This is a genomic window from Paenibacillus beijingensis, from assembly GCF_000961095.1.
GTDB lineage: Bacteria > Bacillota > Bacilli > Paenibacillales > Paenibacillaceae > Paenibacillus_O > Paenibacillus_O beijingensis.
In genome coordinates this window covers 2,287,501-2,302,913 of record NZ_CP011058.1, presented here as the reverse complement: position 1 = coordinate 2,302,913, position 15,413 = coordinate 2,287,501, and the positions used below count along the sequence as shown (strand labels likewise).

Below are 15,413 nucleotides of genomic sequence, written 5' to 3'. Positions count from 1 at the left end.
GCTTCAAAGACGGCAAAATGGCTAGCTTGAACTCGGTTTCGTCGGTCCAAGCACGTAGACGGTATACCCGCGTTTTTTTCCGAACTTGTTCGCGTACGATTCGCTCTCGTAATAGACGTCGATTTTATTGCCGTTGATCGCGCTGCCGGTATCTTCGGCGCGCCGGAAGCCGATGCCTTCAATGTAAACCCACCAGCCGAGCGGAATAACGTCGGGATCAACCGCGATCGTCCTTCCTTCCTTGACTTTGGCGCCGGAGGCGGTAATGCCGTATTGGGGATGGCTTGCGCTTTTTCCTGTGGACGCCACTCCTGCCGTATAGGCGGTTAACGTCACATTGTTCAGCGTTTTGCGTGCTTTGAACCCTTTAGCTGTAATGGAGCCAAATTCCGGGGATGCGCTTAGAACCGATACTTGAGGCTTTTTCTTCGTACCGACCGCCACAACTTTGTTGACGACCGATTTTTCAACGACTTTGGTGACCAGGGTTGTGGAAACGAGAACCCCGTCTTCAAAAATATGCTCAAAACTTTTGACGATATGACCGTTCTTTCCGGCCGTTATCATCTTCGATTTACCCTTTTCCATCGTTGCATCTGTTGTCTTCACAACTTTAAACGGAATTTCATGCTCAGTGTGCGAAATCTTCTTGTCGACCCGCACCACTTTCACCGTTGTATTCGGTTTCAGTACAGTTCCGAGCGAAGGCGTAATTTTGTCGAGATCGCGAAGTGTAATATTTAACTCCCCGATCGCTGACTCCACGGTTTTCTCTGTCGTATATACTGTTGATGTCTTGCCATCAGCCTTTACGGTAATCGGAATCGCCAGCTCGATAATGATCTTGTCTCCATCGCTGATCTTCGAGTCCAAAGGAACGGAAACTTTATCGTGCGGTCCGACCGTAATAGCTTGTTCATCCAGTAGGCGTTGCAGGACTCCTTGCTTCGTGCTCACAACGGTTTCTTGTCCATTCAACACGACGGATACGTGCTTCTCAGACGATCCGTACAACAACACCAATAACATGAATATCATCGCGATTGAGATGATTCCACTAAGTAAAATCAAACGCAGGTTTTCATGCTTCCATCGCCTTGCGAAAGACATGCTGGATGATCGCTTTACATGGGTGTCCTTTAACGGAATTGCGCCCACTTCTTCGGTCCTCCTTCATAGTCCCGCCGCCTAGTGTTACGCATGATTAATTAGGACGGTAACTATTGGGTTATTGGCGTGTGAGCAAACACGCTCCATTTATCAACCTCTCCCACCTCCTACGTTAACCCTATGTCGACGGTTTAGCCAATATTCAAACAAAAAGAAGCCGTCGACAGAGGATCTGTTTCGTGGCTTCCCGGGTTAGTCACGCCAAAACTAGGAAAGTGGATGCACGAGGTTGATCTCTCTTTTATGCGCTTGCGAGGTTAGCTGCCGGGTTCGGGCTAAGAGAGCTGCCCTATGCAAGTCATTGCCCTGCTCGTGGCAACACTTGCAATTCACCCCAAGGAATTTACCGACACGGCCCTTGCCTTTCGCATCTCTATGTACGATGCAAACAATCAAGTGCGAACCATCGTTTGGTTCCCCCGCTCTCCCTGCCGGGAGATTAAGCGAAATTGGAAATCCAATACAATATTCAAAGCTCTGAAATGAATCATACATTCTTCATGCACCCATTGTAAAGAACAGATTAAAGACGATTTAAGGCAAATTTAAAGAAAAATGCGGAATTTCAGAGCAGTTTTCGCAAGGAAAATCAGTTTTAACGACTTAAAGGTAATTTTCTCTTCGAATTTCACCGGTTTTCATTTCAAGCGGAAACAATTTGTAGCATTTTCAGTAGTTAAAATTGTAATTTCTTCCTTACTTTTTCCTGTTATTTCCGCTGCAGCCTGCGCCACGAGGGTGACATATGCAGACTCATTTCGTTTCCCGCGATACGGATCGGGAGCAAGATACGGGGAGTCCGTTTCGATCAACAGACGGTCAAGCGGCACCTTGGCCAGCACCTCTTTCGGCACTCTCGCATTTTTGAACGTGACCGGTCCGCCGAACGAAATATAGAAGTTCATATCAAGGCATTTGCGCGCAGTCTCCCAGCTGCCGGAGAAGCAGTGCATCACGCCTCCGACTTCCTCCGCTTTTTCTTCCCGCAATATACGGACGACATCCTCATGAGCGTCGCGGTTATGAATGACGATCGGTTTGCCCACTTTGCGGGCAAGCCGGATTTGTTCGCGGAATACCCGCTGTTGGACGTCTTTGGGGGACGTGTCCCAATGGTAATCGAGCCCGATTTCCCCGACTGCAACCACTTTCGGGTGAGCGGTCAGCTCCTCGATCCATTCCAGGTCCCCTTCTCTCATCTCGATTGCATCCACCGGGTGCCAGCCGACGATGGCATAAATAAACGGATATTTTTCGGCGAGCGCTATCGTTGTCGGAATCGTTTCGCGGTTGAAGCCGACATTCAGCAGTTTCGTAACGCCTGCCGCCTGCGCTCTTTCGATTACCGCTTCACGGTCATTGTCGAATTTCGGGTTGTCCAAATGGGTATGCGTGTCGATTAAATTCATCATAAAACGACTCCTTTTTGCTAGAGTGGAGAGAGACAAAAATTAATACATTTTTTGGATATTTTCACTTTATTTACTTTTGTCTTTCTTCTATAATAAGAGTGATTTTCTCGATGGTTTGCAAACGGATTCATAGTCTGAACCGGTTGCGGGTTTTTTCGTTTAAACGGGGAGCGATTTTTTGCAGTTCCTCCTCCGTATAATATAAATGATACATGCCCCGATGCAAACCGGTAATCGAGCGCACAATGTCGGAACGAAGCGAAATTTCCGTCACCTTTTCCTCACCGTCAAGGAGCAAAATCGGCGGTTTTTCGCTAACGCCGCCATCCGACGATCCGGAATCGGGACGATACACATGATAAGGAAGATCGAAAGGAGAATCAATTTCCAGTCCATAGTCCGGATTTAATCCCGCTTCCGTTAATTCCGAACAAAGCTGCTTCACGAGTGTTTCATTTTCTTTGTCAACGGTTATATATTTGTACAGCTGTCGGTTTAGAAACCTTCTGCATAAATCGGCAAGTATAACGTCGCGCTCTTCTTTCCAAGCGGCAAAAACAGTCTGTGCAAGCGCTTCATCGAGCTTTAAATAATCCGCTACATCGAGAGAACCTTCCAACATCCGCTTCATCGGCATCGGCAGCCATTGGAATGGATACCCTGCTCCGTACAACTCCTTTGCCCGCCGAAAAATGTGCCGTAATATAATTTCCGAACTGCGGGTTACAGGATGAAAATAAACTTGCCAGTACATTTGATAGCGGGACATCAAATAATCTTCGACCGCATGCATGCCGCTTTCTTTCACCACAATCCGTCCCCGATATGGACGCAGCACCCGCAAGATCCGCTCCAAGTCAAACGTTCCGTAATTCACGCCTGTAAAGTACGCATCACGCAGCAAATAATCCATACGATCGGCATCCATCTGGCTTGACACAAGATTAACGACAATCGGTTTCGGGTACGTCTTGCGTATGACGGCGGCCACTTGCTCCGGGAAACGGTCATCGACCCTGCGCAGCACCCGGTTCACTTCCGTATCTCCGAGCACGATTTCGCAGCTCCAATCTTCATGATGGGTATCAAACACTTCTTCGATCGAATGTGAAAAAGGACCGTGACCCAGGTCATGCAGCAAGGCAGCGCAAAGCGTCACTTGTTTTTCTTCCCGGGGCCAATCGGCGTATCCGCTCCGCTCAAACTGCGAGATGATTTTACGCGTAATTTCATAGACGCCGAGCGAATGCGAGAACCGGCTGTGTTCGGCTCCATGAAAAGTCAGATAGGACGTTCCAAGCTGCCGGATGCGGCGCAGCCGTTGAAATTCCGGCGTATTGATTAAGTCCCAAACGATCTGATCCTGGACGTAAATATACTTATGAACGGGATCCTTAAACACTTTCTCTTCTGCCAGCTGCATCGATCTCACCTCTTGTCGAATATTTTAGCTTCTGTTTCGACATCATCTCAAGACATTTGTCGATTAATGTCGTAAAATAATTTCCAAATGGAGCAATTGTAAAGTATCATTTTACAAGAGTGATAGAGCTGTAAAACCTTATTTCTTAACATATTTCCAGTGTTTCTCTCTAGTTTCTTTAATATTTTAGGTTGACTATTATGGGAATGGTTGGTATTATAAAAATCATAAAAAGTAAAACCATGTCGAACGATGGCGAACACAATTATTGAAAGGGGAAACGATAGATTATGATGAAGTCTACTGGTATTGTTCGTAAAGTTGATGAATTGGGACGTGTTGTCATTCCGATTGAGCTTCGCCGTACGCTTGGCATCGGCGAGAAGGACGCTCTCGAAATCTACGTGGACGGCGAGCGCATCATGCTCAAAAAATACGAGCCTGCCTGCATTTTCTGCGGCAACGCCGAAAACGTAGCCTACTTCAAAGGCAAAATTGTTTGCAATACTTGTCTTTCTGAAATGCCTACCCCTGTGACAAAATAAGAAAGATCGGTTATAATTAATTTGCGATATTCGGTAATTCTAACCTTTTTATACTCCTTTATTGCCTTCCTGCGCTGAATCACGGCTCAGGAAGGTCTTTTTTTTGTCGGCCGGATGACCGCCCTCATCTGCTTAATCCGCTTTCTTCTTCATCACTTCATTATAAACCTCCCGCTTCGGCAGGCCGCGGTCCTGTGCAGCCCGTTTGACCGCTTCCTTGCGGTCCCCGGCTTCCGCTTCATAATGAAGGACGTGCTCTTCGAGGCTCAGCTTCTCCCACCAGGGCGGCCCTATCGCTTCGTTTTTTTGCTCCTCGCTTCTTTCCCCGATGACCAAACAATATTCGCCAAGCGGAGGATGCTGCTCCAGCCACGTCAAGCAATCGGATATGCCGCCCCGGACCGCCTCCTCGTGACGCTTCGTCAGCTCGCGGATCATCGCGATGTTGCGCTCCCCCCATTGCTCCAGCATCGCTCCAAGCGTTTTGACGATTCGATGAGGCGATTCGTAGACGATTAATGTGCCTTCCAACTGTTCGAGCGACGCCAGCCACTGAAGCAGCTCTTTGCGTTCGCGTGGCGGAAACCCGGCAAACGTGAATCTTTCGGTCGGCAGGCCGGAAATGACAAGCGCAGACAAGGCGGCATTCGCGCCCGGCACCGGAACGACCGCAATTCCGCGCAGGACCGCGTCCCGCACCAGATCGCTGCCGGGATCGGAAATGGCCGGCATTCCGGCATCGCTCACAAGGGCGATGCTGTTTCCTTCTTCCAGCAGCGAAAGCAGCCCGCTGCCGCTCCGCTCTTTGTTATGCTCATGATAACTGACTAGCCGGGTTGAAATGTCAAAGTGCGTCAGCAGCTTGCGCGTCTGGCGGGTATCTTCGGCCGCGATCAGCGAAACTTCCTTTAACGTCCGCACCGCACGAAAGGTCATATCCTCCAGATTGCCGATCGGCGTGCCGACCAAATATAACGTGCCGCTGCGCTGCGTTTCTGCGGCGGCAAAGCTCTTTTGCACATGCATCACGAATCATTCCCCGTTTCCGGTCCATAATAAATTTCCATCAGCTCGCGTTCATAGCGGCGGTCCTTGTTGTACACGATGAGCGGCGGAAGCACCTTGACCGCCGGTTTTCCGTCCCGCACCGCTTCAATGAGCACCATGTTCGCCCCCGCTTCGGCATAAGGGTGGACAAAGCGCAGCCGTTTCGGCTCCAGCTTCCATTTCCGCATCGATACGATAATATCCGCGAGCCGCTCGGGGCGGTGCACCATGGCAACCTTGCCCCCGGTACGGACGAGCCTTGCGCATGCCTCGACAATCTGCTCCAATGTGCCGTGCATTTCGTGTCTCGCCATCGCATAGTAAGGATTTTCGTTCGTATCGCCGCTGTTCCCCTGCATATAAGGAGGATTGACCGTGATGGCATCATACACGCCGTAACCGGCCGTCTTCGGATAATCACGCAGGTCGCCCTCTACAATCGTAATCCGCTCCTCGAGCCCGTTGAGCCTTACGCTCCGCCTTGCCATATCGGCCAGCCGGGGCTGAATTTCGACCGCGTCGATTTTCGCCTGCGTACGGGTCGTCAGCAGCAGCGGAATAACCCCGTTGCCCGTGCACAAATCCGCTATCCGGCCGTAGCGGGGCACGCCCGCAAACCGGGCGAGCAGCACCGCATCCATCGAGAAGCTGAACACTTCCCTGCTCTGGATAATGCGCAATTGGTGGGTCAGCAGATCATCGAGCCGCTCGCTCGGCAGCAGCTCATTTTCAATATTCGACATTTTGCCTTCCTTTCATTCCGTTCGTCAAGCAAAAACGGCTATTGCCGACTTATTCGCCGAACAAAAAGGTTTCGCGTTGAAAGCTAAGTAAACGATGACAAAAAAGAAGACCCTATAAGGGTCCTTGAAATGAAAGCTATTTATTCAGAAAAGAAAGGCAGAACAAACAATCGCCCTCCGTCCGAAGGTGCCCATAATAGACATTGCAAATATGGAACCCCTCGTGGTACAGCCGGGCCAGATTGTCATAGCCCTCCCCAACCGCACCGCTGTCCGCAGCCGCGCTTTCCGTCACCGAAGCAGCTCCTGCCGGAGATGAACTGCGGCGTGCGGCCGAAGCGGATTTGACCGGCTCCGGTTTCGGAGACGTCTCCCGCTTCAGCACGTCGCGCAGCTGCTGATTTTCGATCGACAGCTTTTTATTCTCTTCCAGCAGCTGCTTCACAAGCTGCTTCATTAAGCCCAGCTCCCCGTGGATGCCGCCAAGCCGGTTTTCAAGCTCATTCATCTGCAAGAAAAGGTCTTTTTTCTCCAAGTTTTCACCCCAGAGCTTTCAAGCATAGCTTGCGTTCTCACTATTTCAGAACTACATCGTCAAGCGGAAGCTCTTTCGGCTTGCCGCCCGTTTCAAACAATTGCACGTATACGGACTTGGATGAGGCGTTAATTCCGGTCACCTTGCCTTCTCCGTAAGACGTAATTACGATCTTGCCGATCGCAGGCATCTCTTCCCGGGTGCTCTCGTAGTTGTCATGCTCGTACTTCAGGCAGCACATCAGCCGCCCGCACAATCCGGATATCTTCGTCGGATTAAGCGACAAGTTTTGGTCTTTGGCCATCTTGATCGACACCGGCTCGAAATCGCCGAGCCACGACGAACAACAGAGAATCCGTCCGCAAGGTCCGATGCCCCCCAGCATCTTCGCCTCGTCGCGGACACCGATCTGTCTCAGCTCGATCCGGGTACGGAATACGCTGGCCAAGTCTTTGACCAACTCACGAAAATCGACTCGCCCCTCAGCGGTGAAGTAAAAAATGATTTTGTTGCGGTCGAACGTAAATTCGACATCGACCAGCTTCATTTTTAGCTGATGGGCTTTTATTTTGTCCAGGCAAGTGCCGAACGCATTCTGGGCGGCATTTCTATTCTCTTCCACCACCTGTGCGTCGCTCTCGCCGGCAATGCGAATCACTTTCTTCAGAGGGAGGACAACATCCGATTCACCGACTTGCTTCTGTCCCACTACCACTTTGCCGTATTCGATGCCTCGTGCCGTTTCGACAATGACGAAATGATCTTTGTCAACGGGATGCTCGACCGGATCAAAGTAGTAGATCTTGCCCGCTTTCTTAAAGCGGACACCGACGACATTGTACAAGAACTTAGCCCTCCTGTAGATTCACCAGTAATTGCTCAACGGCCAGCTGCGGCGCCACATTGGCGGCGATCCGTTTGCCGGCTTCAAGCGTATGCTCCATACATTCCACCCAATAATCGACCGAGTGAGCGAAAGCATGGGTGCCAATCCATTCGCTCTGATCTATAAAAACCATCTTTTCCTGCCTGCCGGCCTGAAAATGTATCATATCCTTAAACCACAGCAACAATAATGACAGGAACAGCTCCGATTGCTCTCCCAGCTCCGTCTTGAACAGACGCTGCTGGGCGGTAATCATCGCCGCGGTGAATCGGGTCAAGCCCTCCTTGCCTAATTGTATCACTACGTTTCTCATTTCTGCAAACCCATTCTGCTGAATTAACTGGCGGGCGCCGTCAATGCCGGACGCCAAATGAACGGCAGCGCGCGCAAGAAGATGCGGCTGGCCTTCATTCACGAGCTCCTGCAGCATTTGTTCCGGCGGAAACGGCAGAAACGGAATGATTTGAGCGCGGGACCTGATGGTCGGCAGCACGGCGAGCGGATTGTCCGTCAGCAAAATGGCAACCGTCGGCGACAGCGGCTCTTCCAGAAATTTCAGCAGGCTGTTCGACGCCTGCACCGTCATCGTCTCCGCATGCTCCATAATGTAAACTTTCCGGTGCTGCGAAGTCGTCCGAAAAGCCATTTCCCGCTGCAGCTCCTGAATTTGCCCCAGCTTGACGGAAGCGCCATCCGGAGCGACCCGGTGCAGATCGGGCTGGTTCCCGTGCTCGAATTTGCGGCATTCCAGACACTCCCCGCAAGCGTCATCGCCGCCTGCGGTGCAAAACAACGCTTTGGCAAATGCCAGAGCGAGCGCCATTCGACCCGTTCCGGAAGGCCCGCTGAACAAGTACGCATGCGATACTTTACCGCTTTTGAGCACATACTGCAGGATTCGTTTCGCTTTCGTCTGTCCCGGCACTGCTGCGATATTCATCGTACTTCTTCACCCTTTTTTTAGAACAAAAGATTAATGAGCAGTCCTCTAATGTCGCCGACTCTCTGCAGCAGCTCGATTCGTCCGTGCTCGCTGTCGAGCAGCTCATCGGCCATCGACACGAGCGCTTCGTCAATTTCATCGAGCAGCTTATGGCGTTTGATCCGGCCGCGGCGGTCCATCGCCTGTACTTCCTTCAGCCCGATCCCTCTGCGCACCGTCAGCTCCAAAAACTGCTTGACCATATGGCGGTACAGCTTCAATTCACGCACCGTCATCGACCGGGTCAGCCGCTCTCCCTGCAGCTGTATATCCTGCAGCTTCTGCTGCAGTTCTTCGTGCGTCCGCTCCTGATCGTGCTGATGCATTACATCGGCAAATGCTTTGGGCGCAGCCGGCCGGCCGCTGCCGTCGCTTCGGGTCCGCTCCTGTCCAATCGTCCTGAAGCCGGGATCAATTTTCATCTTCCGCTCACACCCATTGCTTTAGAAATGTTCAAAACGTTCAACCGGTACGACAAAAACCGCCGCCCCGCCAACCTGCACTTCTACCGGGAACGGAATATACGACTCGGTCGTTCCGCCCATCGGCGAAACCGGCGTGACGAGCTGATCGCGGACTTTGCAGTTGGAACGAATGCAATGCAGCACCTCGTGCACCCGTTCATCCTCGATCCCGATCATAAACGTCGTGTTTCCGGCCCGCAGAAAGCCGCCCGTACTGGCAAGCTTGGTTGCGCGGAATCCTTCCCGGACTAGCGCATTTGAAAGCCGGTTGCTGTCTTTATCCTGAACAATCGCCACAACAAGTTTCATCGTTCATCCCTCCTGGTTGATGGGTCTTTCGGAATTTGTCGGTATCTATATCTTTTTGACACCCGCTGCAAATATTCCTTCAAAACGCCGCTCGATAGCGCGGGTCGCCTCGTTTAATACGTGCTCAGGCGCCCCTTCGGCATCCACCTGGACGATTCGCTGCGGAAATTTCCGAACGAGCTGCCGGTATCCTTCGCGGACCCGCTCATGGAACGTCATCGTTTCCAGATCGAGCCGGTTCACTTCTCTGACACCTGCCTCGGCAATCCGCTTCAAGCCCGTTTGCGGCGAAACATCGAGATACAGCGTCAGATCCGGCATCGTTTCGGCAATCGCGAACGAATTAATCGCCATAATCTCCTCCATGCCGAGTCCCCGGGCATACCCCTGGTAAGCCAGGCTGCTGTCGATGAAACGGTCGCACAGCACCCACCGGCCTTCCTTTAGCGCCGGAATCACTTTTTCGACAAGATGCTGTCTGCGCGCCGCGGCATAGAGCAGTGCCTCTGTGCGGGCATCCATGCCCACATGAGCCGGATCCAATATCACGTTTCTGATCTGCTCCGCAATCGGAATGCCCCCGGGCTCCCGCGTCGTTACCGCGGTCACGCCTTTGGAGGCCAAATATGCGGCGAGCGCTTGGATGATCGAGCTTTTTCCCGCGCCCTCTCCGCCTTCTATCGTAATCAACATGCCATTATTCAACGCTGGACGCTCCTTACCGCCGTTATTCATACTGCTAAGCAACTCCCTCTAAATCATAGCACAAAAACAGCTCTAACCTGACAGTTTCGCCAAAAAAGAGCTCTTATAAAGGGGAGTTTCTTCAAATAAATGCGGCTGCCCAGGCGGGTAAAGATCTGATTACTTGTTCGTCTCGCGTTTTATTACCCGTATCGTCCGGAGGCTGGAATCCGCCGCTCCTTGACATTTTGCGCCGCTATCCGACAATATACGCAGCGCCTTTACCTTGCCTTCGGTGATCGGTTCACCGGCATAAAGGAGCGGAATTCCAGGCGGATAGGGCGTCACTTGTTCCGCCGACCGGTATCCTGCCGCGTGTTCGACCGCCACTGTCATCACTTCTGCTTCGGTCAAACTGCGCCGCTCAAAAGCGATCGGTTCCGTGATGTCAGCCTCAATAACGGTTTTAGTCGAAGCGAATGCATTCGTCGAAAAAACGGCGCTTGTCGAAGCGAATGCCGATGCAGTCGATTTGCAGCTGTTTTCCTTTACCATGCGCAAGCCGGATTCAGAAGCGATGTCCATGAGGGCGTCCGTTAAACGCACCGCCTCATCGTTCCCGCAAGCCGCTCCTATGAGAAGCACGACATGCCGGTTGTCGGCCATTTCAGCCCAGCAGCCTTTCTCTTCCAGACGTTTAAGCAGCTCATACCCGCTCAGCGTTCCGGTCATATCGCGTATTACGATCCGCAATGGATCCAATTGATCAAAAGCGGAAGAGCCGCTTTGTTCCAATAATATGAACGGATGATCGTTCCGATTCAACCAATTTCGCAGGAATGAAGCGGCATTCAGCCCTTTTTCAAACCATTTTTCTCCAAATGCATCCAATATTGCCCGGGCAATATCAAGGGACGCCATTATAGGATATGAGGGTGAGGAGCTTTGAATCATCGACAGCGCATTGGAAAGCGCGGCACGATTTAACCGATGTCCCTGCACATGGAGCATTGCGCCCATCGTCATCGCGCTTAACGTTTTGTGAGTCGACTGAACAACACCATCCGCTCCGGCCTGAAGGGCCGACTGGGGCAATTCCGGATGATGGCCGTAATGCGCACCGTGCGCTTCATCGACAAGCAATAATGCACCTTGGCGGTGTGCAGCCTCCGCATACTTTTTCAAACCGGTCGACATGCCGTAATAATTCGGGTTGGTCAAAAAGACCGCTTTCGCTTCCGGATACCGCCGCAGCGCCTCCTGTACGGTGTCCAGAGCGGGGATCGTATATTGTCCGCTTTCCTTGTCCAATTGCGATCCGATAAATACCGCTCTCGCTCCGGACAACATAAGTCCGTTCAGCACCGATTTATGTACATTGCGCTGCACGATGATGATATCGCCGGGGTTGCAAGCGGCCATAAGGAGCGCGATGTTTCCCGCTGTGCTTCCGCCGGTTAAAAAGTGCGTTTCCTCCGCTCCGAAGCATCTCGCTGCGAGCTGCTGAGCCTCTTTAATGACACCTTCCGCATGGTGAAGATCGTCGGTCGTGGAAAGCTCGGTTACATCGAGCTTCATGATCTGCTCGAACCAGCTTTTAAGCCTCGTCGCTCCCGGTGTATCGGTTTCCGGTACCCTTTTTCCTATGTTCACGTCCGACAGCATCGTACCGTATTTATGGCCAGGCACATGAAAGCTGACCGGATTACGCGATTGATGGAATATCAATGCCTCCAGCAGCGGTGCGACAAACGTATTCATACGGCCCGTCCTTTCTTATTTCAATATATTTTTCTATTGTATCGAAAGATCGACTCGATGTGGCGAAAATAAAAAAAGAACTTTCTATCGATTTCGAAAGAAAGTTCATGCATTGTTTTGCATCCATATTTGCTTTAGCTGGTGAACGTAGAACGGATATTTATCGTCTTTTACATCGGTCCGGACCATCTCGGCTTCGCAGCTGCCGCAAATAAATTCTGACACGATGTGTATTCCTTCATGAATAGGCTTCTGCTGCTCGCATATGATACAACGGCAAACGCTGTTTTCTCCCATTTTTGATTCTACCGCCTTTCGCAAAATACAGCTAGCACTAGTATTCCCGACATTCTATCATTTTATTCCACTCTCGTCCGCAAAATCTTTCAGATCCATGCAAGAGGATTTTATATAAGCTATGAACGGTTTTGCCGGCTGGTGCCTGACCCGTAAAATTTAATGCGGTTTCTACAAGTTGAGCGCCTTCCTTCCGATAATACATGGTATCGTACTTTTGTGGAGGGAAAACAATGGTGCAGCCGCTTTCTGAGCAGCAGGAAGCTACAATATATCAATATCAGCTCATACAGCGCCTCTCGATTCGACGCGAGCTTGTATGGAGCTATAACGCCGCAGCGTTAATCATTGCTGCATTTTTGCTGGCCTTCTATTCCTGGGCAGGCGCCGCCTCGCTGGTTGCCGGTTTTTTCATTGTCCCGATCCTGCACTTTGCGATCGTTCGCTTGACGCTGCTGCGCATAGCCGGAATCGTTCGAAGCAGGCGCTGGGGATGGCGGCTCGGACTTCCTTTTGTAGGTTATTTACCCGGTTTGCCGATTGAAAATGCACTGTTTCGAAAAACGCAGCGGCATTCATTTTGGCTCGGATTTTGCATGATAGCTCTATTTTATCCGTGGGGTTCGGAATCTTTGCTGATCAGCTTATCCGTCTGGCATATTTGGTATCTGGCGCCCCGGCTGTTTGTTTCCTACCGTCTCCGAAAACAGCGAAAAGACGGGGTCGTGAAGATGGACGGGCAGGAAATATCGTTCTATCATCGCTAACTCTTTTCCCTCTCCGGAAACTTGCCGAACTCTATTTCTTGATGTCGATTTCTGTTCTGAGATCATATACCGAATTCATCAACGTTTAAAGCGAATACTTAAAGGGACGACAATATACTTAACCGAACAACAAAAAACCCGCTGCGAATGCAGCGGGTTCCTCGTGCTTGGCGACGTCCTACTCTCCCAGGACCCTGCGGTCCAAGTACCATCGGCGCTGGAAGGCTTAACGGTCGTGTTCGGGATGGGTACGCGTGGTTCCCTTCCGCCATCGCCACCAAACGGGTTCCTCTTCGGAACGTTAAGGTTTTACACCTTGAAAACTAGATGCGAAAGATTGCTTGTGCTTCCTTAGCTGAATCATATGCCTTGCGGTTTTCCTCACTTGGAAAACCCATTAGGATAAGCCCTCGACCGATTAGTATTCGTCAGCTGCACACGTTGCCGCGCTTCCACCTCGAACCTATCAACCTGGTCGTCTTCCAGGGGTCTTACATACTGGGAAATCTCATCTTGAGGGGGGCTTCACGCTTAGATGCTTTCAGCGCTTATCCCGTCCGTACTTGGCTACCCAGCGGTGCTCCTGGCGGAACAACTGGTACACCAGCGGTACGTCCATCCCGGTCCTCTCGTACTAAGGACAGCTCCTCTCAAATTTCCTACGCCCACGACAGATAGGGACCGAACTGTCTCACGACGTTCTGAACCCAGCTCGCGTACCGCTTTAATGGGCGAACAGCCCAACCCTTGGGACCTACTTCAGCCCCAGGATGCGATGAGCCGACATCGAGGTGCCAAACCTCCCCGTCGATGTGGACTCTTGGGGGAGATAAGCCTGTTATCCCCAGGGTAGCTTTTATCCGTTGAGCGATGGCCCTTCCATTCGGTACCACCGGATCACTAAGCCCGACTTTCGTCCCTGCTCGACTTGTAGGTCTCGCAGTCAAGCTCCCTTATGCCTTTGCACTCTGCGAATGATTTCCAACCATTCTGAGGGAACCTTGGGGCGCCTCCGTTACATTTTAGGAGGCGACCGCCCCAGTCAAACTGCCCGCCTGACACGGTCCCCCTACCGGTTTCACGGTAGCGGGTTAGAACTCAAGTACGATCAGGGTGGTATCCCAACGGCGCCTCCACCGAAGCTGGCGCTCCGGCTTCCTAGGCTCCCACCTATCCTGTACAGATCGTACCCAAGTCCAATATCAAGCTGCAGTAAAGCTCCATGGGGTCTTTCCGTCTTGTCGCGGGTAACCTGCATCTTCACAGGTATTAAAATTTCACCGGATCTCTCGTTGAGACAGCGCCCAAGTCGTTACGCCATTCGTGCGGGTCAGAATTTACCTGACAAGGAATTTCGCTACCTTAGGACCGTTATAGTTACGGCCGCCGTTTACTGGGGCTTCGGTTCACAGCTTCGGATTGCTCCTAACCGCTCCCCTTAACCTTCCAGCACCGGGCAGGCGTCAGCCCGTATACTTCGCCTTACGGCTTCGCACAGACCTGTGTTTTTGCTAAACAGTCGCTTGGGCCTTTTCACTGCGGCCCCCTCGGGCTATTCACCCTACCGAGGCACCCCTTCTCCCGAAGTTACGGGGTCATTTTGCCGAGTTCCTTAACGAGAGTTACTCCGCGCGCCTTAGCATGCTCTGCTCGCCTACCTGTGTCGGTTTGCGGTACGGGCACCTTCTCCTGGCTAGAGGCTTTTCTCGGCAGCCGGAGCACATGACCTTCGGTACTGTAATTTTCCCTCCCCATCACAGCCCAGCTTTAACGGTTGACGGATTTACCTATCAACCAGCCTCACTGCTTGGACGAGCACTTCCATCAGCTCGCGTCACTACCCTTCTGCGTCACCCCATCGCTCATAGCGGATTACGGTGGTACAGGAATATCAACCTGTTGTCCTTCGACTACGCCTTTCGGCCTCGCCTTAGGTCCCGACTTACCCTGAGAGGACGAGCCTTCCTCAGGAACCCTTAGGCTTTCGGCGGATGGGATTCTCACCCATCTTTTCGTTACTCATACCGGCATTCTCACTTGAATGCAGTCCACCAGTCCTTCCGGTCTGACTTCAACCCGCATTCAACGCTCCCCTACCCAAGTACCTAAAAGGTACATGCCATAGCTTCGGTGGTGTGTTTAGCCCCGTTACATTTTCGGCGCAGAGTCACTCGACCAGTGAGCTATTACGCACTCTTTCAATGGTGGCTGCTTCTAAGCCAACATCCTGGTTGTCTGGGCAACTCCACATCCTTTCCCACTTAACACACACTTGGGGACCTTAGCTGATGATCTGGGCTGTTTCCCTCTTGACGATGGATCTTAGCACTCACCGTCTGACTCCCGGTCTTACGTCTATGGCATTCGGAGTTTGACTGGACTTGGTAA

General features: G+C 51.7%; 15 protein-coding genes, 2 rRNA genes and 1 riboswitch (1 of these 18 running past the window's edge). Of the genes, 2 read left to right on the top strand and 15 right to left on the bottom strand.

What is annotated here, in order from left to right; genetic code table 11:
* Positions 1-21 precede the first annotated feature (21 nt).
* From VN24_RS10335 to VN24_RS10320, 3 genes are all read right to left on the bottom strand, one after another.
* Positions 22-1,158 (bottom strand): resuscitation-promoting factor, encoded by a 1,137-nt coding sequence (locus tag VN24_RS10335; protein ID WP_045670347.1) that lies wholly within the window; start codon positions 1,156-1,158, stop codon positions 22-24.
* 243 nt (positions 1,159-1,401) lie between these two features.
* Positions 1,402-1,626: riboswitch (cyclic di-AMP (ydaO/yuaA leader) on the bottom strand.
* A gap of 182 nt (positions 1,627-1,808) precedes the next feature.
* Positions 1,809-2,582, bottom strand: a complete 774-nt coding sequence (locus VN24_RS10325) for a TatD family hydrolase (RefSeq protein WP_045670345.1) — start codon at positions 2,580-2,582, stop codon at positions 1,809-1,811.
* A 127-nt stretch (positions 2,583-2,709) separates the two neighbouring features.
* Entirely contained in the window at positions 2,710-4,005 is a 1,296-nt protein-coding gene (locus tag VN24_RS10320; protein WP_045670344.1) for an HD domain-containing protein, read from the bottom strand.
* 290 nt (positions 4,006-4,295) lie between these two features.
* Between VN24_RS10320 and VN24_RS10315 the strand changes: the two genes are divergently transcribed.
* Entirely contained in the window at positions 4,296-4,550 is a 255-nt protein-coding gene (locus tag VN24_RS10315; RefSeq protein WP_045670343.1) for an AbrB/MazE/SpoVT family DNA-binding domain-containing protein, read from the top strand.
* Between the two features lie 132 nt (positions 4,551-4,682).
* Here VN24_RS10315 and rsmI read toward each other — a convergent pair whose 3' ends face one another.
* The 10 genes from rsmI to VN24_RS10265 all read right to left on the bottom strand — a co-directional run bounded on the left by rsmI (position 4,683) and on the right by VN24_RS10265 (position 12,258).
* A complete protein-coding gene (gene rsmI, locus VN24_RS10310) occupies positions 4,683-5,576 on the bottom strand; it encodes a 16S rRNA (cytidine(1402)-2'-O)-methyltransferase (RefSeq protein WP_045670342.1) in 894 nt (297 codons plus the stop codon).
* On the bottom strand, positions 5,576-6,340 hold the full coding sequence (locus tag VN24_RS10305; protein WP_045670341.1) for a tRNA1(Val) (adenine(37)-N6)-methyltransferase: 765 nt from the start codon (positions 6,338-6,340) through the stop codon (positions 5,576-5,578). Before VN24_RS10305 ends, rsmI begins: the two co-directional genes overlap by 1 nt.
* Positions 6,341-6,476: 136 nt before the next feature.
* A complete protein-coding gene (locus tag VN24_RS10300; protein WP_045670340.1) occupies positions 6,477-6,875 on the bottom strand; it encodes an initiation-control protein YabA in 399 nt (132 codons plus the stop codon).
* A 40-nt stretch (positions 6,876-6,915) separates the two neighbouring features.
* Positions 6,916-7,719 carry a PSP1 domain-containing protein gene (locus tag VN24_RS10295; protein ID WP_045670339.1) on the bottom strand — a complete coding sequence of 268 codons (804 nt, stop codon included), beginning with the start codon at positions 7,717-7,719 and terminating at the stop codon, positions 6,916-6,918.
* A 4-nt stretch (positions 7,720-7,723) separates the two neighbouring features.
* Positions 7,724-8,701, bottom strand: coding sequence for a DNA polymerase III subunit delta' (gene holB, locus VN24_RS10290; RefSeq protein WP_045670338.1), 978 nt, complete (start codon positions 8,699-8,701; stop codon positions 7,724-7,726).
* 20 nt (positions 8,702-8,721) lie between these two features.
* Positions 8,722-9,165 carry a YaaR family protein gene (locus VN24_RS10285; RefSeq protein ID WP_045670337.1) on the bottom strand — a complete coding sequence of 148 codons (444 nt, stop codon included), beginning with the start codon at positions 9,163-9,165 and terminating at the stop codon, positions 8,722-8,724.
* Between the two features lie 21 nt (positions 9,166-9,186).
* Entirely contained in the window at positions 9,187-9,516 is a 330-nt protein-coding gene (locus tag VN24_RS10280; RefSeq protein ID WP_045670336.1) for a cyclic-di-AMP receptor, read from the bottom strand.
* Between the two features lie 45 nt (positions 9,517-9,561).
* Positions 9,562-10,221 (bottom strand): dTMP kinase, encoded by a 660-nt coding sequence (gene tmk / locus VN24_RS10275; protein ID WP_238590880.1) that lies wholly within the window; start codon positions 10,219-10,221, stop codon positions 9,562-9,564.
* Positions 10,222-10,380: 159 nt separating this feature from the next.
* Positions 10,381-11,961 (bottom strand): aminotransferase class I/II-fold pyridoxal phosphate-dependent enzyme, encoded by a 1,581-nt coding sequence (locus VN24_RS10270; RefSeq protein WP_045670334.1) that lies wholly within the window; start codon positions 11,959-11,961, stop codon positions 10,381-10,383.
* Between the two features lie 105 nt (positions 11,962-12,066).
* Complete coding sequence (locus tag VN24_RS10265; protein ID WP_045670333.1) at positions 12,067-12,258, bottom strand: sigma factor G inhibitor Gin; 192 nt, start codon at positions 12,256-12,258, stop codon at positions 12,067-12,069.
* A 233-nt stretch (positions 12,259-12,491) separates the two neighbouring features.
* On the opposite strand from VN24_RS10265, the gene VN24_RS10260 reads away from it, so the two are divergent.
* Positions 12,492-13,025: a hypothetical protein gene (locus tag VN24_RS10260; RefSeq protein WP_045670332.1), complete on the top strand. Its 534-nt coding sequence runs from the start codon at positions 12,492-12,494 to the stop codon at positions 13,023-13,025.
* A gap of 165 nt (positions 13,026-13,190) precedes the next feature.
* On the opposite strand, the gene rrf is transcribed toward VN24_RS10260, so the two are convergent.
* Positions 13,191-13,307, bottom strand: a 5S ribosomal RNA gene (rrf, locus tag VN24_RS10255).
* 116 nt (positions 13,308-13,423) lie between these two features.
* Positions 13,424-15,413 (bottom strand): 23S ribosomal RNA (locus tag VN24_RS10250) (it continues 943 nt past the right edge of the window).

Excerpts from the sequence above, each read along its gene's own strand:
- VN24_RS10260 (WP_045670332.1), top strand. The coding sequence starts at position 12,492 with ATGGTGCAGCCGCTTTCTGAGCAGCAGGAAGCTACAATATATCAATAT.
- VN24_RS10270 (WP_045670334.1), bottom strand. The coding sequence starts at position 11,961 with ATGAATACGTTTGTCGCACCGCTGCTGGAGGCATTGATATTCCATCAA.
- rsmI (WP_045670342.1), bottom strand. The coding sequence starts at position 5,576 with ATGCATGTGCAAAAGAGCTTTGCCGCCGCAGAAACGCAGCGCAGCGGC.
- VN24_RS10325 (WP_045670345.1), bottom strand. The coding sequence starts at position 2,582 with ATGATGAATTTAATCGACACGCATACCCATTTGGACAACCCGAAATTC.
- VN24_RS10280 (WP_045670336.1), bottom strand. The coding sequence starts at position 9,516 with ATGAAACTTGTTGTGGCGATTGTTCAGGATAAAGACAGCAACCGGCTT.
- VN24_RS10305 (WP_045670341.1), bottom strand. The coding sequence starts at position 6,340 with ATGTCGAATATTGAAAATGAGCTGCTGCCGAGCGAGCGGCTCGATGAT.
- VN24_RS10320 (WP_045670344.1), bottom strand. The coding sequence starts at position 4,005 with ATGCAGCTGGCAGAAGAGAAAGTGTTTAAGGATCCCGTTCATAAGTAT.
- VN24_RS10315 (WP_045670343.1), top strand. The coding sequence starts at position 4,296 with ATGATGAAGTCTACTGGTATTGTTCGTAAAGTTGATGAATTGGGACGT.
- VN24_RS10285 (WP_045670337.1), bottom strand. The coding sequence starts at position 9,165 with ATGAAAATTGATCCCGGCTTCAGGACGATTGGACAGGAGCGGACCCGA.
- VN24_RS10265 (WP_045670333.1), bottom strand. The coding sequence starts at position 12,258 with ATGGGAGAAAACAGCGTTTGCCGTTGTATCATATGCGAGCAGCAGAAG.
- holB (WP_045670338.1), bottom strand. The coding sequence starts at position 8,701 with ATGAATATCGCAGCAGTGCCGGGACAGACGAAAGCGAAACGAATCCTG.